The following is a 20,606-nucleotide window of genomic DNA, read 5'->3' on the forward strand; positions in this document are numbered from 1 at the left end:
TGGCACTGGGTCGCCTACGACATCCCGGCGGACGTCGCCGCCATCCCCCAGGGAGGGCCGCTGCCCGCGGGGGCGGTATGGAGGCCCGCAACTCGTTTCACGCCCCGGGCTGGGGCGGGCCCTGCCCGCCGCCGGGGCCACCGCACCGGTACGTCTTCACGGTCTACGCCCTGCCGGACGCGCACCTGCCGGTCCGCCGCGGTGCGGACCCGGCCGAGGCGATCCGTGCCGCCGAGCGGCGCCGGATCGACCAGGCGGCCCTCACCGCCACGTTCCGCAGGTCCTGACCGGGCGGGGGGGGGCCGACCTGACCGGTTCCAGCGTGGTCCCGCGCCCCCGCAGGTCGAGGCGGGCGCGAACGGGCCGGCGGGCCCGCGCGGCGGTGCTGCTCGCCGCCGTGGTCACCGGCGCCCTCACCTCCTCGTGCACCCACCGGCCCACGCCCGCCGCCCCGCCGACGGCGTGCGTGGCGCGGGCGGGCGCGACCCTGCAGGACGTCGACCCCGGCGACCTGCCGGAGAAGCCGTGGCGGCGCGACGGCGCCGAGGCCCGGGTGGTGTTCGAGACGTCGGGCCTGCCGGTCCGTTACCGGCACCTGGTGGACCGCGGGGCGCAGCTCTGGTCGGCGTCGCCCTGCGTCGACGCCGTGACCGCGCCGCGCTGCGCCGCCGGGGACCACTGCGTGCACGTCGTCGAGCAGCGCACCGACGGGGAGGACAGCGACGGGGAGTTCACCAGCCACGACGGGCCGCGGTATCGCCGGGAGGGCACGATCACCCTGTACACGGACGTCCTCGGCACCGAGAGCGACGACGAGGCGCTGGTGACCGTCGTCCACGAGATGGGCCACGCCCTCGGGCTGCGGCACCGGCGCGACCCTCGCTCGGTCATGCACCCCGACTCCGGCGAGGGCACCGGTCCCGCGCCCGACGCCGTGGACCTCGCCAACCTCGCGACGCTCTACGGGTGAGCCGACTGCTGCCCCGCGCACCGGCCGAGCGGGGCGGTCATCATGGGGGAGCCCACGAGGGGAGGCCGATGCACCCGCCCGCCGACGACCACACGGCCGTGCCCCCGCCCGACCGGGCGTGGCGCTTCCGCGGCCACATCGCCGGGCTGGGGACCGCCGAGGGCACCCGCGTGGTGCTCGGCCACTGGCCGCGCTCGCCGTTCGGGCCCTTCGCCGACGTCATGGTCGAGCGTCCCGACGGGCACCGCCTGCTGCTCGCCCCCACCGCCGAGGTGGCCGAGTTCGTCGGGGCGACCTACCAGTTCGACGAGGTGGTCCTCGTGCCCGTGGACGTGCGCCGCGCCGGGCCCCGCTGGCAGGTCGCCGCGGGCCCGCTGGAGCTGCGACTCGTCGTGGGCCCGCGCACCGGCCTCGGGCACCTGCTGCGCCTCGTCCCCGCCCCGCTGGCCACCAGCCTGACCTGGGCGCGGGTGACCGGACCGATCGCCCGACTCCTGCTGCCGGGCGTGCGCACGATCGGCTCCGCCGGCGGGGGCCGGCTGGAGTGGTACGGCGCCCGCGACGTCCGTCGCGTCGTCACCGCCCGGGTGCGGTGGGACGGCGCCGACCTGGGCGCGCTGCGCCCGGTGCACCCGCCCACCCGCTTCGGGTTCAGCTCCACCCCGGCCCGGCCGAGCGTGGTCGCCGCCGTGACGACCGTGCGGCTGCCCGTGGCGTCCTGAGGGGCCGCTCCGCCCGGCCGCCGGCGCGAGGCCGGCGTCGTGCCCCGGACCACCCACCCCCCCGCTCGAGGTGTTGCCGCGCCCGCGCGCGGTTTCGTACCGTGCGGGCAGCGAGCGGCGAACGGAGACGACGATGTCCGGTGAGGTGGCGTTCTTCGAGCTCGGCGTCGGCGACGCGGAACGGGGCAGGGCGTTCTACGCGGCGCTGTTCGGGTGGAGCTTCAGCCCCGGCCCGTCGGGCCGGGGCCTGATGATCGAGACGCCGAACATCCCCGGCGGCATCCACGGCGGCGACGCCGGCTCGGCCCCGTACCTGTTCTTCCGGGTGGACGACCTCCCCGCCGCGGTGGCGCGGGTGCGCGAGCTCGGCGGCACGGTGGAGGGCCTCGACGTCGACGGCAGCGCCGAGACCCGTGCCCGCTACGGCCGCTTCACCCTCTGCCGTGACGACCAGGGCTCGCCGTTCGGGCTCTACCAGCCGCCGCCCGGCGACGCTCGCTAGGTCCGACGACGGGTACGAGGCCGGCTACGCGGGTTTGACCTGCGGCCCGCTGACCGGGAAGAGGATGCGGGTGCGCCAGGTGGCGGGGTCGGGGTCCGACTCCGGGCCCGCCTCGTAGATCTCCCACGACTCCTCGAGCATCTGCAGTTGGTGCTCCTCGATCCACCGCTCCATCGCCCGGTAGGTGTCCGGGAGGGTGTCGTAGGACCCCGCGTGGATGACCTCCGCCGCGCGGGCGGCCGGCAGCGTGCTGACGACGAGGTCGCCGGTCGCGGTGAAGGGCTCCTGGACCGGGAAGCCGATCTCGACCTCGACCGTCTCCTCCGGGCGGCCGAAGTACCTGGCATAGGGGGCGCCGGCGGGGGCGGCGCCGGCCGACCGGATGCCGTCCAGCACCTTCTCGAAGGCCGTGTCGAAGAGGTTCTTGAGGTCCTCCATGCGGACCCGCTGGCGCACCCCGGCGACGGGCTGTTCCTGAAGATCGATCAGATGGATGTCGTTCATCGTCCCTCCCTTCCTTGCCGCCGATCGTGCACCCCCTGCCGGGCCCGGTCCAGGGGCGGTGGTCCCGCCGCCCCGCGGGCGGGGGGCCGTGCGGACGTGGGGGCGGGGGCCGGGGGCCGGCGGCGCTGCTGGGGCCGGGGGCTCACCCGCGCAGGGCGGCGACGACGGCGGGCAGCGCCCGCGGGTCGGTCTGGACGATCAGCGTGGTGACGAGGCTGCGCTCCCAGGCGCGCAGCTGCTCGCGCAGCTGGGCCGGGTTACCCGCGAGGGCGACGTCGAGGACCAGCGCCGTCGGTACGGCGGCGGCCGCCCCCGCCCGGTCCCCGGCCGCCCAGCGCCGGGCGACCTCCGCGCAGGCGGCGTCGTGGCCCAGCCGCTCGATCGCCTCGCGGTGGAAGTTCGTCGTCGCCGACCCCATGCCCCCGATGTACAGCGCCAGGTGCGGGCGTAGGCGGTCGGCCGCCTCCTCGACGTCGGCACCCAGGGCCACCGGGACGCCCGCACACACCTCGAACTCCGACGGCGGTGGCAGCGCCCGCGAGCGGTGGGCGAAGCCCGCGGCGAGTCGCGCGGCGTAGACCTCCTCGAGGCGCGGCGAGCAGAAGATGGGCAGCCACCCGTCGGCGATCTCGGCCGCCAGGGCGATGTTCTTCGGGCCCTCCGCGGCCAGGTGGATGGGCAGGTGCTCGCGCAGCGGGTGCACGGTGGAGCGCAGCGCCTTGCCCTGCCCGGTGCCGCCGGCCAGGGGGAGCTGGTAGAAGGCGCCGTCGTACCGCACGGGCGCCTCCCGCCGCAGCACCTGGCGCACGACGTCGACGTACTCGCGGGTGCGGGCCAGCGGGCGGGGGTAGGGCTGGCCGTACCAGCCCTCGACGACCTGCGGGCCGGAGGCCCCGAGCCCGAGGACGAACCGGCCGCCGCTGAGGTGGTCGAGGGTCAGGGCCGCCATCGCCGTCGCCGCCGGGGTGCGCGCGGACATCTGGGCGACGGCGGTGCCGAGGCGCACCCTTCGGGTCCGCGCGCCCCACCAGGCCAGCGGCGTGAGGACGTCGGAGCCGTACGCCTCGGCCGTCCACACCGAGTCCAGGCCGAGGTCGTCGGCCGCGGCCACCGCCTCGGCGGCGCCGGGCGGGGGTCCGGCCGGCCAGTACCCGACGGAGAAGCCCAGCTTCAGCGGTGTGGCGACGTCGTCCATGGGCCGATCATGCCGGTACCGGACCCGTCCGGCGCCACCCCGCCCCGCGCTGCAGCACTCGCCGGCCGCTGCACGACGCGGCGCCGGCCGCACGCGGCGGCCCGCCCGCCGTCAGAGCCTGGCCATGGCCTCCTCGGCGATGAGGTCGAGGTGCTCGAGGTCGCGGATGTCCAGGCACTGCAGGTACACGCGGGTGATGCCCTGCTCGGCGAGGGCGCCCAGGCCGTCGACCATCTCGGCCGGCGTGCCGGCCAGGCCGTGCTCGCGCAGCTCCGCCGGCTCGCGGCCGATGGCCGCGGCGCGGCGGGCGAACTCCGCCTCGTCCTTGCCCACGCAGGCGACGAAGGCCACCGAGTAGACCAGGTCGTCGGGGTTGCGGCCGGCCTCCTCGCACGCCGCCCGCACCCGGTTCATCTGCGGCACGACCTCGCTCTTCTCCGGGAAGGACTGGTTGTACTCGGTGGCGAACCGGGCGGCCAGCCGCGGGGTGCGCCGCGGGCCGCCGCCGCCGACGATGACCGGCACCGGCTGCTGCACCGGCTTGGGCAGCGCGGGGGAGTCGGTGAGCTGGTAGTGCTTGCCGTCGAAGCTGTACGTCTCGCCCACCGGGGTGCCCCACAGGCCGGTGATGAGCTCGAGCTGCTCCTCGAGCAGCCCGAAGCGCTTGGCGGGGAAGGGCACGCCGTAGGCCGCGTGCTCCTCCGCGAACCAGCCCGCGCCCAGGCCCAGCTCGACCCGCCCGCCGGACATGGCGTCCACCTGCGCGACCTGCACCGCAAGGATGCCCGGGTGCCGGAAGGTCGCGGAGGTGACCAGGGTGCCCAGGCGGATGGTCGAGGTCTCGCGGGCCAGCCCGGCGAGGGTGGTCCAGGCGTCGGTGGGGCCGGGCAGCGGGTCGCCCCCGCCCATCCGCAGGAAGTGGTCGGAGCGGAAGAACGCGGAGAAGCCGAGCCGCTCGGCGCGCTGGGCGATGGCGAGCTGGTCGTCGTAGGAGGCGCCCTGCTGGGGCTCGGTGAAGATGCGAAGGTCCATGGCCCCCAGCCTCGCACCGGCGCGACCGGCCCCGCCAGCACGACACCGGCCCGTGTCAATTTCGGTTGACACACCCGCGGTGTCAACGTACGTTGACGTCAGGAGGGAAGGGAACCGCGATGGGGGTGCCGGAGATGAGGACGCTGCTCGGGCAGGCCGAGGGGGAGGATCCGCTCTCCGGTCTCGCCGCCGTCCGCCAGATGCGCCACGAGACCGACCAACTCGAGGCGGTGCTCGTGCGCCGGGCCCGGGTGGCCGGGTCGTCGTGGAAGGCGATCGCGGCCATGCTCGGCGTCAGCCGCCAGGCGGTGCACAAGAAGTACGGCGGCAGCCGGTTCTCCCGGGACTGAGCGTCTGGCGGGTCTCCTGCGACTGACCGGCAGTCCGCCCGGGACCGAGCGCCCGGCGGCTACCTGCCCGCCGGCACCGTTTCGTGGCGGGCGAGGAGCAGGCCCTCGAGCGACTGCCGGGCGAGCGGGCCCTCGCTGAGGTAGACGTCGTCGGCCAGGACCAGCGGCATCATCGCGGGGCGGTGGGCGTTGACCAGGGCGTGGCCCTCGGGGGAGTCGACCGGCACCTCACGCACCTCGAGGGGGTAGTCGCGGGCGAGGGCCTCCAGCGTCTGGCGCACCTCCTCCTGGAAGTGGCACACCGGCGTCGTCACGATGGTGATGCGGGTCGTCATCGGTCCTCCCTCGTCGTTGATCTGCTCCCGACTCTCGCCCCGCCGCACCGGCCCGACCTGGGACGTCGGTCCCGGGTCGCGCCGCCGTGTGGGCCGGGGGACCTACGCTCCTGGTCATGACGACCATGACGGACGTCGCCCTGCTCCGCCTCGTCGCCCAGCGCGTGGCCGGGCCGGGGGTCGCCGGCGCGGGTGAGGCGGTGCGCTGGCTCACCGCCGTCCAGGCGCAGGACTACGCCGGGGCGCTGGCCGCCGTCAGCCTGCGCGCCGACGGCGGCGACGGCATCGAGGCCGCGCTGGACGCCGGCGAGGTGGTGCGCTCCTGGCCGATGCGCGGCACCCTGCACCTCGTCCGGGCCGAGGACCTGGGCTGGATGCTCGCCCTGACCACGGACCGTCTGCTCGCCGGCGCGGCCCGGCGCCGCGCCCAGCTCGGCATCGACGACGCGATGATCGCCCGGGCTGGGGAGCTGGCGCACGAGGCGCTGACCGGCCGGTCGCTGAGCCGGGAGGAGCTCATGGCCGTGTGGCGGCGCGCCGGGCTGCTCGGCGTCGCCCAGCGCGGCTACCACCTGCTCTGGACGCTCTCCCAGCAGGGGCTCACGGTCCTCGGGCCCACCGGCGGCGGCCAGCAGCGGGTCGTGCTGCTCGCCGAGTGGGTGCGGCGCCCGCGGCGGCTCGAGAGGGAGGAGGCGCTGGGCGAGTGGGCGCTGCGCTACTTCCGCGGCCACGGCCCGGCCACCGCCAAGGACTTCCAGTGGTGGACCAAGCTCACCGCCAAGGAGACGGCCGCGGGCGTGGCCCTCGCCCGCGCCTCCCTGACGAGCGTGGAGGTCGACGGCGTCGAGCACCTCATGGACCCCGCCACGCCGGAGCGGCTGGCCGCGGCGCGGCGTGCGGCGCGAGCCGTGCACCTGCTGCCCGGCTTCGACGAGCTGCTGCTGGGCTACCAGGACCGCCGGGCGAGCCTGCCTCCGCAGTTCGCCGACCGGGTGGTGCCCGGGGGCAACGGGATGTTCCGCCCCATGGTGGTGGCCGGCGGCCACGTCGTGGGCACGTGGCGGTGGGCCGGGCGGGGGAACCGCCGGACGCTCGCCGCGGAGCCGTTCACCGAGTTCTCGCCGCGGGTGGCCGGCGCCCTTCCGAGGCTGGCCGCCGCCTACCCGGCGCCCCGGACGCCGGCGTCCTAGCGCCCTCGGATGCGCGCGGCGCCGGGCGGGCGGGTCGACGTCGTCCGCGCGCCGGGGCATGGAAGAGCCCGCGGGTTCCCGGCCGTGCGGCCGGGTGCCGTGAAGGACGAGATCACGGCCCCGCGGGCTCCGGTGACCACCTGGTTCTCGCCGCCGTCCGGCGGGAGGACCTGGGGTCCGTCCACTGACGGCTAGCGGGTGGCCACCTCACGCGTCCTATAAGAAATCACTTCAGGACCACCTCCCTTCTCGTGTACCCCCACGGTAGGCACCGCACCCGGTCCCTGTCACCACATTTCTTTCGGGGTGGACCAGGGCCTGCGGTCCGGGCGGCCGGGGGTCCTGCCGGCGGGCAGGTAGGGGCGGTGGGGGGACGTGCCGGGCGAAGGGCATGATGGGCCCACGACGCCGACCCCCGACTCCCCGTCCGAGAGGCCGTACCGCATCCTCGTGGTCTGCACCGGCAACATCTGCCGGTCGCCGATGGCCGAGGTGGTCCTGCGCGAGCGCCTGGGCGAGTCCGGCCTGGCGGAGCGGGTGGAGGTGGCCTCCGCCGGGACCAGCAACGAGGAGGAGGGCAACCCCATCGACCGGCGGGCCCGGGCCGTGCTCGCCGAGAACGGCTACCCGGTGCCCCCGCACCGCGCGCACCAGGTGGCGCCCGGTGAGCTGGCCCGCTACGACCTCGCCCTGGCGATGACCGAGCAGCACGCCCGCGCGCTGCGTCGTCGCGCCGAGCTCGACGGCTCGGCGAGCAGCGCCGAGATCCGGCTGTGGCGCGAGTTCGACCCCACCGCCGCCGACGCGACCGACCTGGACGTCCCGGACCCGTGGTGGGGCGGCATCGAGGACTTCCACGACACCCTCGCCGTGGTCGAGTCCGGCGCCGACGGCGTCGTGACCTACCTGCGCGAGGCCCTGGCCCGGGTCTGAGCGCCGCGCCGTTTCACACCTCGGTGGTGACCGGCGGCTGCGCGGACCACGGGAAGTTGATCCAGCGGTCGGTGTGGCGCCACACGTAGTCGGGCTCGATCACCGAGCGTGGCTTGGCGTAGATGACCGCCGAGCGGGCCTCCACCGGCCGCGCCTCGCCGTCGGCGTCCGCGGGCAGCCCGTGCGCGCGGATCATGTCCATCACGAGGGCCAGGGTGCGGCCGGAGTCGGCGACGTCGTCGACGACGAGGACCCGGCGACCCGGCAGGTCGGAGGTGTCCATGAGCGGCGGGAGGACCACCGGCTCGGGCAGCGTCTCGGCCACGCCGGTGTAGAACTCTACGTTCAAGGTGCCCATCGCCTTGACGTCCAGGGCGTAGGCCACCGCCCCCGCGGGCACCAGCCCGCCGCGGGCGACGGCCACGACGACGTCGGGCATCCAGCCCGAGCGCACCACCGCGCGGGCCAGCTCGCGGGCGGCCTCGCCGAACTGCTCCCAGCCGAGCACCTCGCGGGCGGTGGTGGCCGGCGCCGCCTCGGAGGTGACGGTCGTGGAGGTGGTCTCGGAGCTGCGGCTCGTCTCGCTCATCGGGCCAGCCTAAGCCGCACCCGACGCCCCGCGTCCGGGGGCCGGGATCCCGCCCGGCCGTTCCAGCACGCGGAAAGCAGCGGAGCGAAACGTCCGGATGAGGAGAAAGCAGGGCCACATGTGTCGCTCAGGTCACGTCGCGCCCCTAGCATCGCGGCATGGAGACGCAGGGGGGTACGAAACGGTCCGTCGTCCTCGACCGGCTGGCCCGCGGGCTGGCGCAACGGGCGAGCGGCGGACGGATCCTCAGGGTGGCGATCGACGGCCCCGACGGCAGCGGCAAGACGACCTTCACCCGCCAGCTCGGCGACGTCCTCCACCCGATGCTCATCGACCACGCCGAGGTGCGCCGCTTCTCCGGCGACGATCACATGATCCCCATGCAGGTGCGGCGCTCGGACGCGGCGGCGGACCCGCGCTGGCTGTACGAGAACTTCCTCGACGTCGCCCGCATCCGGGAGATCGCCCGCGGCGAGCCCGCGCAGTCCCCACCCGGGACCGTGGTGCTCATCGAGGGCATGACGCTGCAGCGCCCCGAGCTCGCCGACCTGTGGGACGTCACCGTCTACATCACGGTGCCGGCCGCGCTGGCGATCGAGCGGGCCCGCGCCCGCTACGCCACCTTCATCGACTCCACGAACGAGCAGGAGGAGCTCGAGGGGCTCGAGGAGCGCTACCGGGAGCGGTACGTGCCCGCCTTCCGGCTCTATGCCGACATGGTCCAGCCGCGCGGCCGGGCGGACGTGGTCATCGAGATGCACGACTTCGAGGCGCCGCTCGTCCTGCGGTGGGGCGACTTCTGACCTGACCGGGCGGGACCGGCGGGTGACACGGCCGTCGCGGTTGGGGAAGAAAGTCCCAGTTCCGGGGGTACGGCGCACCTAGGCTCGTGACCGTGATCACTATCGCCGTGCCGTGCGAGCCGTCGCCGGAGACGCGCGTCGCCCTCGTGCCGGAGTCGGTGCGCGCCCTGACCCGGGCCGGCCACCGGGTGCTGGTCGAGCGAGGGGCCGGCGCCCGGGCCCGCTACCCCGACGCCGAGTACGCCGCCGCCGGGGCCAAGGTCGTCGGCGGCGTCGACCTTGCCGCGGTCGACGTCCTCGCCCACGTCACGCCGCTGCCCGCGCGCGTCCTCGGGGCGCTGCGCCCCGGCGCGGTGACCATCGGCCTGCAGTCCCCGCTCGACGATGCCGACCGCCTCGCCGCCGCGAACGCGCGGGGGGTGACGATGCTCGCCTTCGAGCGCCTGCCGCGCACGTCCCGCGCCCAGGCGATGGACGCGCTGTCCTCCCAGGCGCTCGCGGCCGGCTACCGGTGCGTGCTCGAGGCCGCGGTCCGCCTGCCGCGGTTCTTCCCGCTGGCGATGACCGCCGCGGGCACGGTGCCGCCGGCCAAGGTCGTCGTCCTCGGCATCGGCGTCGCCGGGCTGCAGGCGATCGCCACCGCCAGGCGCCTCGGCGCGAAGGTGGCCGCCAACGACATCCGCCCGGACTCCGCCGAGGAGGCCCGCTCGGTCGGCGCCACCTTCCTCGACACCGGGCTCGACGCCGCCGAGGGCACCGGGGCCGGCGGCTACGCGCGCGCCCTGGGCACCTCCGCCGCCGAGCGCCAGCGCGCCGCCCTCGCCCCGCACATCGCCGACGCCGACGTGCTCATCACCACCGCCGCCGTGCCGGGCCGGCCCGCGCCCCGCCTGGTCACCACCGAGATGGTGGCCGCCATGCGCCCGGGCTCGGTCGTCGTCGACCTCGCCGCCGCGACCGGCGGCAACGTCGAGGGCTCGCGGCCCGGGGAGGACGTGCGCGTGCCGAGCGGCCGCGGCGACGGCGCCGTCACGGTGGTCGGGCTCGCCTCGGCGCCGTCGGACCTGCCCACGGACGCCTCCCGGCTGTACGCCACCAACGTCGTCAACGTGCTGGGCCTGCTGGTCAAGGACGGCGCGCTGACGGTGCCGCTGGACGACGACATCGTCGCCGGCATGGCGCTCACGCACGACGGCGAGACCCGGGCGGCGGGCGCGGCGCCGGCCCCGGCCGCGCCGGCCGTTCCCCAGGACCCGCCGGAGCCCGGCGGGCCCGGACCCGAGGGCGGCGTCGGCGCCGGCCACTACGCGGAGGAGCACCGATGAGCGGCCTGACCATCCTGACCCTGTTCGTGCTCGCGGCGTTCGTGGGCGTCGAGGTGGTCTCCAAGGTCTCCTCGACCCTGCACACCCCGCTGATGTCCGGGGCGAACGCCATCCACGGCATCATCCTCGTCGGCGCCATCCTGGTCACCGCGCACGCCACCTCGCCGGTGCTCATCGCCCTCGGCGGGCTGGCCACGCTGCTCGCCACGGTCAACCTCGTGGGCGGCTTCGTGGTCACCGACCGGATGCTGGAGATGTTCTCCGGCGGGCGGCGGCGTCCGGCCGAGGAGCCGGTGGGGAGCGACGCCCGATGAACGTGCTGCCCGCCGGCGTCGCCGACGTCCTCTACCTCGCGGCCGCCGTCTGCTTCATCCTCGCCCTCAAGGGCCTGTCCTCCCCGCGCAGCGCCCGCCGGGGCAACCTCGTCGGCGCCCTGGGCGCCGCCGTCGCCGTCGTCACCGTGCTGCTCTCCACCGACTTCGCCGGGGCGAACCTCGCGGTGGTCCTCGGCGCCGTCGGCGTGGGGTCCGCGGTGGCGGTGCCCGCCGCCCGGCGGGTGAAGATGACCGACATGCCGCAGCTCGTGGCCATCTTCAACGGCGTGGGCGGCGGCGCGGCGGCCGTGGTCGGGATCATCGAGCTGGCGGAGTGGTCGGGGGCGGCGCCCACGGCGACGGCCACCTCGGCGACGGCGTTCGCCATCCTCGTCGGAGCCACCTCGCTGCTCGGCTCCCTGCTCACCTTCCTCAAGCTGCAGGGCACCATGACCTCCCGGCCGGTGGTGGTCCCGGCGGCCGGGCCACTCATGGTGCTCGCGCTGGTGGCGGGCGTGGGGGTGGGGGTGGCCGTGGCCGTGACCGGCAACGTGTGGCTCGGCGTCGTCCTGCTCGTCCTCGGCCTGGGCCTGGGCGCCCTGCTCGTGCTGCCCGTGGGCGGCGCCGACGTGCCGATCGTCATCTCCCTGCTCAACGCCTTCACCGGCCTGACGGTGGCGGCGTCCGGCTGGGCGATGTCCAACACGCTGCTGCTCGTCGCGGGCACCCTGGTGGGGGCGTCGGGAACCATCCTCACCCTGGCCATGGCGACGGCGATGGGCCGCTCGGTCACCGGCATCCTCTTCGGGGCGCTGCGCGGCGGGTCGACGGCGGGCTCCACCCAGGTCTCGCACCGGCCGGTGCGCCGCGCCCAGGCCGCGGACGTGGCCATCACCCTCGCCTACGCCAACCGGGTCGTGGTGGTGCCCGGCTACGGCCTGGCGGTCGCCCAGGCCCAGCACGTCCTCGCCGAGCTGGTCACCGCGCTGCGCGCGCGCGGCGTGGACGCCGTCTACGGCATCCACCCGGTCGCCGGGCGCATGCCCGGGCACATGAACGTCCTGCTCGCCGAGGCCGACGTGCCCTACGAGCTGCTCGTCGAGGCCGACGACGTCAACGCGGCGATGCCGTCGACGGACGTGGTGGTGGTCGTCGGCGCCAACGACGTCGTCAACCCCGCGGCCCGCACCGACCGGACGGCGCCGATCTACGGCATGCCGATCATCAACGCCGATCAGGCCCGCCAGACGATCTTCCTCAAGCGGTCCATGCGTCCGGGCTTCGCCGGCATCGAGAACGAGCTGCTCTTCGCCGAGAAGACCCAGGTGCTCTTCGGGGACGCCAAGGACTCCCTCAGCGCCGTCGTCGCCGCCCTCAAGACGGTGTGAGTCCCGGGCCGCCCGTGCGGGCGGACCCGCCCCGTGTGGGCGGACCCGGGCCGCGCGTGCTGGTGCCCGGGCCACCGCTACCGGCGGCCCGGGCCCCGCACGGGCCTACCGGTGGGCCGGCGTCGCCGCCTTGAAGCGCAGCAGCGCGCCGTCCGGGCCCATGAGGCCGCCGGTGGTGACGTAGAGCGTGCCGGCCTGCCACTCGACGGCGGAGGGCAGGTCCGCCTGGAAGAACGTGCGGGCCTGGGAGGAGCCGCGCGGCAGCACGGAGACCTGACCGCCGAAGAGCTCGGTGACGTAGATGTCGCCCCACGGCGTCACGGCCAGGTCGGTGGCGCCCACGAAGCCGGTGGCCACCCGCTTGACCGACCCGTTCCACGGGTTGACGCGGAAGACCGAGCCGTTCGGGCCCATCTCGCCCGGCGCGCCGGGCAGGCTCGTGACGTAGAGCATGCCGTCCATGCCCATCTCGACGTCCGTGGGCACCGGCTCGGCGAGGTAGGTGAGCCCCACCGCGCAGTCGGGGAGGCCGAACTGGCCGGCCATGTCGGCCGTGACCGTGACGGCGGCGGGCGGCAGGACGGCGACGACGCTCGTCCGGCCCTTGGGGCTGACCTTCAGGACGGCGTTCGCCGCCGCGTCGGCGACGAGCACGTCGCCGCTGGGCAGCGTCGTGCTGGCATAGGGGTGGGACTCGACGATGCCGGGGTGGGTGGCCGGGCCCACCTCCGGGGGCAGCTCGGCGGCGCAGGCGTCGGAGATGCCCTGGAACCCGTAGGTGACGCCGGCGTCGGGGTTGTGCTTCTCCTCGAACGCCCACAGATCCACCAGGGTGCGGGTCTTGCCCTTGCGGTCGATCTGCTTGATCAGCGCGCTGGGCGGCGGGGCGTTCGGGTCGGGCTCGCTGCCCGGCTCCGGGCTGGGGGTGCGGCTCTCGGCGTAGGTCACCACCCCGTTGCGCACGGAGGCCGCGGCGATCTCCGCGCCGGGCACGGTCACCACGTCGGTGCGCTTGCCCTTCTTGAGCTGGGTGAGCATGCCGGTCATGCCCGACTCGTCGAACATGCCCTGGGTGATGTAGGCGGTGCCGTCGTGGTCGATGGCCACCGAGAGCGGCTGGGACATGCCGTCGGTGAGCTTCTCGCTGGCCGGCGGCTTGCTGGGCTTGGGGGAGGGCTTGCCGGAGTGAGCGGCGGCGGGGGTGGCCAGCCCGGCGAGGAGGAGGCCGCCGGCGAGGGCGGCGCAGACCAATCTGGAAGAGGGCATCGAAGCTCCTAGGTCGGGAAAGCCGCCCCGTGCGACGGTGCGCGGGACGGCTCAAGCGGGCATAGCGTGCGGGATATCCCGTTACTCCGGCGTTACTGGGGCGTTATTTACCGTCGAGGGCGGTATTGCCGGCGTCCTGGGCCTCACGCAGGCCCTCGGCCACCGGCAGTTCGCCGCGGAACACCCGGGCCAGGGCCTGCTCGACCGCGGCGGTGGCGGCGCCGGCGTGCGGGCCGGCCGGCAGCGCCAGGACGGGCTCGCGGGCGGCGGTCAGCACGGGCCGGACGTCCACCCCGCGCCGTTCCCACCGCTTCACGTAGGCGTCCTGCGCGGCCACCGCGGCCGGCACGCCCAGCCCCCGGCTCGCCAGGGCGGCCTGGCCCTCGGCGGTGCCCAGCCACTCCAGGACCGTCTCGACGGCGCCCGGGTGCTTGCTGTCCGCGTTGCCCACCGCGGCCACGGCGTCCAGGACGCCGGCCCGGCCCTGGGGGCCGGCGATCATCGGCGCGACGCGCAGGTCCGCGGCCCGCTCGGTCAGCGCGGGCAGGTCCGCCGAGCTGGCCTGCAGCAGCGCCAGGCGGCCCTGGCGAAACAGGTCCAGCGCCGGCGCCCCGCCCACGGGTGGCGCCGCCCCGGTGCGGACCAGGTCGACGAGGTACTGCACGGCCTCCGCGCCCTCGGGGGTGGCGAAGGCGAACCGGCCGTCGGCGAGGAGGCGGGCGCCGTTCGCGGCGAGGAAGGGGGCGACGACGTCGAGGAGGTGCGGGCCGGCGTTGATGCCGAAGGTCGCCGCGGCGCCCGCGTCGAACCCGGGGTCCCCGGGATGGCGTCCGGCGCCGTCGGACGTGAGCGCGCGGGCCGCGTCGGCGAGGGCGTCGCCCTCCCCGCCGCCGGGCGCCCAGGTCAGGCGGGCGGGGTCCACCCCCGCCGGGCCGGTCAGCGCGGCGTCGTAGTACAGGGCCGGCGCCTGCCACTGCTGCGGCACGCCCCAGACGGTGCCGTCGGTGGCGAACAGGCCCGTCACGGCCGGTTCCCACCCGTCCTCCTCGTCACCGAGCAGCTTCCCGACGTCGACGAGGCGGTCGGCGGCCTCGTCCTCGGCGGTCAGGGCCGGGTCCGCCCAGAACACGTCGCTCATGGTGCCCGCCGCCAGGTCCTCGGCGGCCCGGGCGTCGTAGTCGCCGCGCGGGACGACCTCGACCTTCACCCGCACGTCCGGGTGGCTGGCGGTGAGCGCGTCGAAGGACTCCGCGTATGCCGTCGCGGCGGACTGGTCCCACACCCGCATCGTCACCGTGGTCGCCGTGGAGACGTCGGCGGTGGACGAGTCGGGGTCGGTGGTGCGCGCCGAGCACGCCGCCAGCAGCAGCGCCGCCGCCGTGAGCCCCGCCGCCGCGCGACGCCGCGGTGACGGGGTGCGCATGGGGCCCTCCTCGGGCAGATCGGTCCGCCGGACGAGCGGCGTGGGCCCCTCCACGTTATCTCCGCGTCGGGGTTTCGTCATGTTTTGACCAAGAACGTGGTGAGCGGCACCCGGCGGAGGGTGGGCGGCCGAACCGGCGGGCGGCGTGCGGGCGACGGCCTGAGGTGCCGGAGCCGAGGCCCGACAGCGGCGGGGTCGCGGCTGCTACGCCGGGCGGACCGGCTCGACCAGCTCGAACGGCACCGTGAGCACGTCGTGGCCGGCCCTGACGTGGTAGCGGGTCCGTGCGCTCTTGACGACCTTGCCCTCCACGCCGAGGTACTTGCCCGGGGCGGTGATGCGCACCCGCCAGCCCGGCGTGAGCTGCCCGCGGGCGGCGGCGAGCTCGAGCCGCATGCGCGGGGTGAGCGGCGGGTCGGCGATCTCCACGGGCGGGTCCTCCACCCGCCAGCGGCGGCCCTGCTCGTCGGTGACCCACGAGTCGTCGTCCTCGGCGGCCACCTGGGTGGGGCGGGGCGCGACGTCGTGCTGCCACCACGGGGCGGGCTCGTCGGGTGCCGGCTCGTCGTCCAGGAGCCCGGCGAGGCCGAGCTCGCGCTGGCCGGCGTAGATCTCGGCGGCGCGGCGGCGCTCGCGGCCGGCCACCAGCGCCCGCAGCTCGCGCTCGTAGCGCGCGCCCATCGGCACCTGCCGACCCTCGTGGGTCCAGGTGAGGAGGAAGTTCGGGTTGAACGCGGGGTCGCAGCGGGCGCAGCTCGCCGGGCGGGCGGGACGGCGATGGCGGTCGTAGGAGTGCCCCCGCGGGCAGGTGCCGCGCCACGGCGCGGGCGCGCGCGGGGCGTCCGCCGCGACGAGCCGGGTGCCCGAGCAGCCGATCGCCAGCGCCCGGGCCCGCCAGACCTCGTCATGCCCGTGCTTGGGGCCGACGAGCGCGTGGGCGATCTCGTGGAGGACGGTGTCGCGCACCTGCTCGGCGTCGTACAGGGCCATGAGGTGGCGGGAGACGGAGATGGTCCGGGCCTCGAACTTGCAGGCCCCGGCGCGGCGCTTGGCGTTGTCGAAGGCGAACTGCCACGACGTCAGCCCGTGCTCGGCCAGCAGGGCGACGCCCAGCCGGCGGACCTCGCTCAGGTCCATGCCCCACCTCCCCGCACGGACGGGCCGGACCAGGCCCGTGGCAGAGAGGCTACGACGCGCCACCGACATCGCGGGGCGCGGGTCGGTGTGACGGTGGACGAAGGCCGGGCACTGCGGCTGCCCGCCGCGGGATGCTCTTGTGGGTTGTGACCAACCGGACGAGTCCGGCGGGGAAGCCCGGGCGCCGGTTCGGCGTTGCCCCGGCATGAGCACCACCGCGACCACCCTCCTCCCGGCCCCGGCCGGCGCGGTCGAGGGCGGCGTGCGGGCGGCCGACGTCGTCGTCATCGGAGCCGGCCAGGCCGGGCTCTCGGCCGCCTACCACCTGCGGCGCCGCGGGTTCGTCCCCGCCGGGCGCGTCGTCGACGGCGCGCTGGCGGAGCCCGCGGCCGACGCCCGCGGCACCTACCTCGTGCTAGACGCCGAGACCGGGCCGGGCGGGGCGTGGCGGCACCGCTGGCGCTCGCTGCGCATGGCCACGGTCAACAACATCTACGACCTGCCCGGCATGGTGCAGCCGCAGGTCGACCCGTGCGCGCCCTCGGCGGAGGTGCTGCCCGGCTACTTCGCCGCCTACGAGGACCACCTCGACCTGCCCGTGCTGCGCCCGGTGCGGGTCGGCTCCGTCCGCCGCGCCGACGACGATCCCGCTGGCCGGCTGCTCGTCGCCTCCGACGCCGGCCTCTTCGCCGCCCGCGCGATCATCAACGCCACCGGCACCTGGACCAAGCCGTTCTGGCCGCGCTACCCGGGCCAGGAGACCTTCCGCGGCCGCCAGCTCCACGTGGCCCAGTACGTCGCGGCGGAGGAGTTCGCCGGCCAGCACGTGGTGGTGGTCGGCGGAGGCATCTCCGCCGTCCAGCTCCTCGAGGAGATCTCGCACGTGGCCACCACCACCTGGGTGACCCGGCGCGAGCCGGTCTGGCGCGACGAGGACTTCGACGCCGAGGCCGGCCACCGGGCGGTGGCCATGGTGGAGGAGCGGGTGCGTCAAGGCCTCGCGCCGCTCAGCGTGGTCTCGGTGACCGGGCTGATCTGGCGGCCGGAGCTGCGCGCCGCCGCCGCCCGCGGGGTGCTCGAGCGGCACCCGATGTTCATCCGCATCGAGCCCGACGGCGTGCGCATGGCCGACGGGAGCCTCCAGCGTGCCGACGCGATCCTGTGGGCGACCGGCTTCCGCGCCGCCCTCGACCACCTCGCCCCGCTGCGCCTGCGCGGCCGCGGCGGCGGCATCACCATGGACGGCACCCAGGTGGCCGGGGAGCCGCGCGTGCACCTCGTCGGGTACGGGCCGTCGTCGTCGACGGTCGGGGCCAACCGGGCCGGGCGCGACGCCGTCAACGCTCTCGTCGCGCATCTGGGCTGACCGGGTCGTGGCCGATCCCACCCGCGCCCGGGGCGTTGGCACGAGCGGGCCGGTGAGACGCTGAACGGGTGCTCGACGTGCTCGCGTCCACCCCGCTGCTGACGATGGCGATCGTCGTCGCCCTCGGCACGCTGCTCGGCGCCGTGCCGTTCGGCCCGGTCCGGTTCGGCCCGGCCGGCGCCCTGTTCGTCGGGCTGGCGATCGGAGCCCTGGACCCGCGCCTGGGCGAGGGGCTGGGCCTCGTGCAGACCCTCGGCCTCGCGCTGTTCGTCTACACCGTCGGCCTGGCCGCCGGGTCTGGGTTCTTCCGCGACGTGCGCCGGCAGCTGCCGCTCATGGGCGGGTCGGTCGTGGTGCTCGCCGTCGTGGCGGGCGCGGCGATGGCCGGCGGCGCGCTGCTCGGGCTCGCGCCGCCGCTGCGGTCCGGGGCGTTCGCCGGGGCCATGACGTCGACGCCTGCCCTCGCCGCCGCCACGAGCCTGGCCGGCACCGACGAGCCGGCGGTGGGCTACTCGCTCGCCTACCCGGTCGGCGTGACCGTGACGATCCTCGTCGTCGCCGCGGTGCTGGCGCGCCCGTGGCGCGCCCGCCGGGACCCCGACCCCGTCGCCGGGGTCGGGCTGGTGGACATCAGCGTCGAGGTGGACCGCGGCGGGCGGCTGGGTGACATCCCCGGGGTCGCCGACCAGCGGGTGCGCCTGTCCTACCTGGCGCGCGGGGGCCGCACCCGTGTCGTCTCCCCGGACGAGGTGCTGCTGCCGGGGGACCGGGTGGTCGTCGTCGGCCCGGCCGCGGCGGTGGCCGAGGTCCGGGACCGCCTGGGCCGCCAGGTCACCGAGCACCTCGCCGACGACCAGCGCACCGTGCGGTTCCGCCGCTTCCTCGTCTCCGACCCGCGGGTGGCCGGCCGCACCGTCGGCGACCTCGACGTGCCCGGCCGCTTCCAGGGCGTCGTCACCCGGGTGCGCCGCGGCGACCTCGACCTCCTCGCCCACGACGGCCTCGTCCTCGAGCTCGGCGACCGGGTGCGGGTGGTCGCCCCGCGTGGCCAGCTGCCCGGCATCTCCGCGCTGCTCGGGGACTCCGAGCGCAAGGTCAGCGAGGTCGACGCCCTCTCCCTCGGCGTGGGCCTGGCACTCGGCCTGCTCGTCGGGCTCGTCAGCGTCCCGCTGCCCGGCGGGCTGACCTTCGCGCTCGGCTCGGCGGCCGGCCCGCTCGTCGTCGGCATGGTGCTGGGCCGGCTGGAGCGCACCGGCCCCATCGTGTGGGGCCTGCCCAACGCCGCCAACCTCACCCTGCGCCAGCTCGGCCTGCTGCTCTTCCTCGGCGCCACGGGGCTGGCGTCCGGGCAGGCGTTCGCCGCCCAGGCGTTCACCGGCCTGGGGCTGCGGGTGGTGCTCCTCGCCGTCGTCCTCGCGCTGGTGGGCGCGGTGCTGTTCGTCGCGCTGGCCCGGGCGGTGGGGACCAGCGCGCCCCGCGCGGCCGGCGGGCTGGCCGGCTTCGTCGGGCAGCCGGCGATCCTGGCCTACGCCAACGGCCGCGCCGTGGACGAGCGGATCGAGGCGGGGTATGCCGCCCTGTTCGCGCTGGGCATCATCGCCAAGATCCTGCTGGTGCAGGTGATCGGCAGCGGCTGACCCGGCGCCGGGCTTCGGCGGGCACTGGCGCCCGAACCGGTTGTGCCGGGCGGGCAGTGGCGCCCGGATCGGTTGTGCCGGGCGGGCGGCGCGGCGATCATGAGGCGTGGCCGCCGCCGGCGCGGTCCGGGCCGACCACGCGACGGAGGGCGGTCGCCATGAACACCTTGTCGAGGCGTGCCCGGCTGGCCGCGGCGGAGATGAGCGCCCTGACCGCGTTCTTCACCGCCCGGGCGGACCAGGTCCGGACGGGCCAGGCCGACGACGGCGTCGACCTCACCTTCGGCGACCCGCACGAGCTGCCCCTGCCGGGGCTGGTCGCGGCGCTCGAGGCGCACCTGCGCCCGCGCAGCGTCGACTGGTTCGCCTACAAGGCAAGCGAGGAACCGGCCCGCGCCGTGGTGGCCGCGGCGCTGCGCGAGGAGCTGGGCCTGGCGTTCGAGCCCGCGGACGTGGCGATGACCCAGGGCGCCTTCGGCGCCATCGCCCTCGCGCTGCGGCTGGTGGCCGACGCGGGGGAGGAGGTGGTGATCCCGGCGCCGGGCTGGTTCTACGCGCCGATGATCCGCGTGGCCGACCTGGTGCCGGTGTCGGCGGCGCTGGAGGCCGAGACGTTCGACCTCGACCTCGTGGCGATCGAGCGGGCCCTCACCCCGCGCACCCGCGTCGTCGTCGTCAACTCCCCGGCCAACCCGACCGGACGGGTCTACCCGCGCCGTCAGCTCGAGGCGCTGGCCGAGCTACTCGAGGACGCCTCGCGGCGCCTCGGCCGGCGGATCTGGATCCTGTCCGACGAGCCCTACCGGCGCATCCGCTTCGACGGCGTCGCCTTCGTCAGCCCGGCGGCCTGCTACCCGTGGACGCTGATCGACTACAGCTACGGCAAGGTGCTGCTGGCGCCGGGGCAGCGCCTGGGCTACCTCGCCCTCTCGCCGCTGCTGCCCGACGCGCAGCGGGAGGCCCTGCGCGCGGCGTTCTTCCCCACCCAGATGGCCATCGGCTGGGGCTTCCCCGACGCGCTCATGCAGTACGCGGTGCCCGACCTCGAGGACGTCTCCATCGACCTGGCCGCGCTCGCCCGCCGGCGCGACCGCATGGTGGCGGCGCTGGGGGCGTGGGGGTACCGCCTGACCCGGCCTGAGGGGACGTTCTACCTGTGGGGCGCCGCGCCCGGCGGGGACGCGCTCGGCTTCGCGGCGGCGCTCGCGGCCCGCGGCGTGCAGGTCATGCCCGGGACGCTCTTCGGCTGGCCTGGGCACTTCCGCATCTGCCTGACCGCCACGATGGAGATGCTCGAGCGGGCGCTGCCGGCGTTCGAGGAGGTCGCCGCGGGGGCGGCGGCGCCGGACGTCGACGCGCACGGCTGAACCGCGGCCCACGTCCCGGCCCGAGACTCCGGGCCGAGGGCGCCGCGTGCCGGAGCTGATCCCTCGCGACGACGTTGACGCCTCGTGACCAAGTTGACCTCTCGTGACCAAGTTGACCTCTCGCGACCGAGTTGATGGCATGAAGGAGCGGGCGGTGGGGGCCTCCCGCTTCTCGGTCCCCAGGCTGATCCTGAGGGTGCTGTCACTCGAACGAGGAGGCCCCTGATGGAAGCGTACGCAGGACCGCAGGTCGTGGGT

At 75.9% G+C, this 20,606-nt stretch carries 22 protein-coding genes; 14 read left to right on the top strand and 8 right to left on the bottom strand.

Annotation, left to right across the window (positions count from 1 at the left end; all coding sequences use genetic code 11):
- The first annotated feature begins 77 nt into the window (after positions 1-77).
- The 4 genes from GD970_RS22700 to GD970_RS13695 all read left to right on the top strand — a co-directional run bounded on the left by GD970_RS22700 (position 78) and on the right by GD970_RS13695 (position 2,194).
- Positions 78-287, top strand: coding sequence for a YbhB/YbcL family Raf kinase inhibitor-like protein (locus GD970_RS22700; RefSeq protein WP_211489761.1), 210 nt, complete (start codon positions 78-80; stop codon positions 285-287).
- A 95-nt stretch (positions 288-382) separates the two neighbouring features.
- The gene (locus tag GD970_RS13685) at positions 383-970 is read left to right on the top strand and encodes a matrixin family metalloprotease (RefSeq protein ID WP_152203459.1); all 588 of its coding nucleotides are present in this window, start codon (positions 383-385) and stop codon (positions 968-970) included.
- A 68-nt stretch (positions 971-1,038) separates the two neighbouring features.
- The gene (locus GD970_RS13690; protein ID WP_152203460.1) at positions 1,039-1,692 is read left to right on the top strand and encodes a hypothetical protein; all 654 of its coding nucleotides are present in this window, start codon (positions 1,039-1,041) and stop codon (positions 1,690-1,692) included.
- A gap of 133 nt (positions 1,693-1,825) precedes the next feature.
- Positions 1,826-2,194 (top strand): VOC family protein, encoded by a 369-nt coding sequence (locus GD970_RS13695; protein WP_152203461.1) that lies wholly within the window; start codon positions 1,826-1,828, stop codon positions 2,192-2,194.
- A 24-nt stretch (positions 2,195-2,218) separates the two neighbouring features.
- Here GD970_RS13695 and GD970_RS13700 read toward each other — a convergent pair whose 3' ends face one another.
- The 3 genes from GD970_RS13700 to GD970_RS13710 all read right to left on the bottom strand — a co-directional run bounded on the left by GD970_RS13700 (position 2,219) and on the right by GD970_RS13710 (position 4,925).
- Positions 2,219-2,698 carry a GyrI-like domain-containing protein gene (locus GD970_RS13700; protein WP_152203462.1) on the bottom strand — a complete coding sequence of 160 codons (480 nt, stop codon included), beginning with the start codon at positions 2,696-2,698 and terminating at the stop codon, positions 2,219-2,221.
- Positions 2,699-2,840: 142 nt separating this feature from the next.
- Positions 2,841-3,872, bottom strand: coding sequence for an LLM class F420-dependent oxidoreductase (locus tag GD970_RS13705; RefSeq protein WP_152203480.1), 1,032 nt, complete (start codon positions 3,870-3,872; stop codon positions 2,841-2,843).
- Between the two features lie 132 nt (positions 3,873-4,004).
- On the bottom strand, positions 4,005-4,925 hold the full coding sequence (locus GD970_RS13710) for an LLM class F420-dependent oxidoreductase (protein ID WP_193314940.1): 921 nt from the start codon (positions 4,923-4,925) through the stop codon (positions 4,005-4,007).
- 134 nt (positions 4,926-5,059) lie between these two features.
- Here GD970_RS13710 and GD970_RS13715 point away from each other — a divergent pair, with 134 nt between their 5' ends.
- On the top strand, positions 5,060-5,275 hold the full coding sequence (locus GD970_RS13715) for an AsnC family protein (protein ID WP_226925346.1): 216 nt from the start codon (positions 5,060-5,062) through the stop codon (positions 5,273-5,275).
- A gap of 59 nt (positions 5,276-5,334) precedes the next feature.
- On the opposite strand, the gene GD970_RS13720 is transcribed toward GD970_RS13715, so the two are convergent.
- The gene (locus GD970_RS13720; RefSeq protein WP_152203464.1) at positions 5,335-5,610 is read right to left on the bottom strand and encodes a glutaredoxin; all 276 of its coding nucleotides are present in this window, start codon (positions 5,608-5,610) and stop codon (positions 5,335-5,337) included.
- 116 nt (positions 5,611-5,726) lie between these two features.
- Here GD970_RS13720 and GD970_RS13725 point away from each other — a divergent pair, with 116 nt between their 5' ends.
- Complete coding sequence (locus GD970_RS13725; RefSeq protein WP_152203465.1) at positions 5,727-6,800, top strand: winged helix DNA-binding domain-containing protein; 1,074 nt, start codon at positions 5,727-5,729, stop codon at positions 6,798-6,800.
- A 450-nt stretch (positions 6,801-7,250) separates the two neighbouring features.
- Positions 7,251-7,733, top strand: a complete 483-nt coding sequence (locus GD970_RS13730) for a low molecular weight protein-tyrosine-phosphatase (protein ID WP_226925347.1) — start codon at positions 7,251-7,253, stop codon at positions 7,731-7,733.
- Positions 7,734-7,746: 13 nt separating this feature from the next.
- On the opposite strand, the gene GD970_RS13735 is transcribed toward GD970_RS13730, so the two are convergent.
- Positions 7,747-8,322, bottom strand: a complete 576-nt coding sequence (locus GD970_RS13735; RefSeq protein ID WP_152203466.1) for a phosphoribosyltransferase — start codon at positions 8,320-8,322, stop codon at positions 7,747-7,749.
- Positions 8,323-8,480: 158 nt separating this feature from the next.
- Between GD970_RS13735 and GD970_RS13740 the strand changes: the two genes are divergently transcribed.
- The 4 genes from GD970_RS13740 (at position 8,481) to GD970_RS13755 (ending at position 12,152) form a co-directional block, all read left to right on the top strand.
- Complete coding sequence (locus tag GD970_RS13740) at positions 8,481-9,125, top strand: nucleoside/nucleotide kinase family protein (RefSeq protein WP_152203467.1); 645 nt, start codon at positions 8,481-8,483, stop codon at positions 9,123-9,125.
- A gap of 92 nt (positions 9,126-9,217) precedes the next feature.
- Entirely contained in the window at positions 9,218-10,450 is a 1,233-nt protein-coding gene (locus GD970_RS13745) for an NAD(P) transhydrogenase subunit alpha (protein WP_152203468.1), read from the top strand.
- Positions 10,447-10,764 carry an NAD(P) transhydrogenase subunit alpha gene (locus GD970_RS13750; RefSeq protein WP_152203469.1) on the top strand — a complete coding sequence of 106 codons (318 nt, stop codon included), beginning with the start codon at positions 10,447-10,449 and terminating at the stop codon, positions 10,762-10,764. Before GD970_RS13745 ends, GD970_RS13750 begins: the two co-directional genes overlap by 4 nt.
- A complete protein-coding gene (locus GD970_RS13755) occupies positions 10,761-12,152 on the top strand; it encodes an NAD(P)(+) transhydrogenase (Re/Si-specific) subunit beta (RefSeq protein WP_152203470.1) in 1,392 nt (463 codons plus the stop codon). The genes GD970_RS13750 and GD970_RS13755 overlap by 4 nt, the downstream gene beginning before the upstream one ends.
- Before the next feature lie 105 nt (positions 12,153-12,257).
- Here GD970_RS13755 and GD970_RS13760 read toward each other — a convergent pair whose 3' ends face one another.
- From GD970_RS13760 to GD970_RS13770, 3 genes are all read right to left on the bottom strand, one after another.
- Positions 12,258-13,418, bottom strand: coding sequence for a ScyD/ScyE family protein (locus tag GD970_RS13760; RefSeq protein WP_152203471.1), 1,161 nt, complete (start codon positions 13,416-13,418; stop codon positions 12,258-12,260).
- 103 nt (positions 13,419-13,521) lie between these two features.
- Positions 13,522-14,841, bottom strand: a complete 1,320-nt coding sequence (locus GD970_RS13765) for an extracellular solute-binding protein (RefSeq protein WP_170297231.1) — start codon at positions 14,839-14,841, stop codon at positions 13,522-13,524.
- A 204-nt stretch (positions 14,842-15,045) separates the two neighbouring features.
- Positions 15,046-15,978, bottom strand: coding sequence for a SprT-like domain-containing protein (locus GD970_RS13770; protein WP_170297232.1), 933 nt, complete (start codon positions 15,976-15,978; stop codon positions 15,046-15,048).
- A gap of 205 nt (positions 15,979-16,183) precedes the next feature.
- On the opposite strand from GD970_RS13770, the gene GD970_RS13775 reads away from it, so the two are divergent.
- The 3 genes from GD970_RS13775 (at position 16,184) to GD970_RS13785 (ending at position 20,348) form a co-directional block, all read left to right on the top strand.
- Positions 16,184-17,344, top strand: a complete 1,161-nt coding sequence (locus tag GD970_RS13775) for an NAD(P)-binding domain-containing protein (protein WP_152203474.1) — start codon at positions 16,184-16,186, stop codon at positions 17,342-17,344.
- A gap of 104 nt (positions 17,345-17,448) precedes the next feature.
- On the top strand, positions 17,449-18,981 hold the full coding sequence (locus tag GD970_RS13780) for an aspartate-alanine antiporter-like transporter (protein WP_152203483.1): 1,533 nt from the start codon (positions 17,449-17,451) through the stop codon (positions 18,979-18,981).
- A 158-nt stretch (positions 18,982-19,139) separates the two neighbouring features.
- Positions 19,140-20,348, top strand: a complete 1,209-nt coding sequence (locus GD970_RS13785; RefSeq protein WP_193314941.1) for an aminotransferase class I/II-fold pyridoxal phosphate-dependent enzyme — start codon at positions 19,140-19,142, stop codon at positions 20,346-20,348.
- The last annotated feature ends 258 nt before the right edge of the window (positions 20,349-20,606 follow it).

The organism is Georgenia thermotolerans (genome assembly GCF_009193185.1).
Classification (GTDB): domain Bacteria; phylum Actinomycetota; class Actinomycetes; order Actinomycetales; family Actinomycetaceae; genus Georgenia; species Georgenia thermotolerans.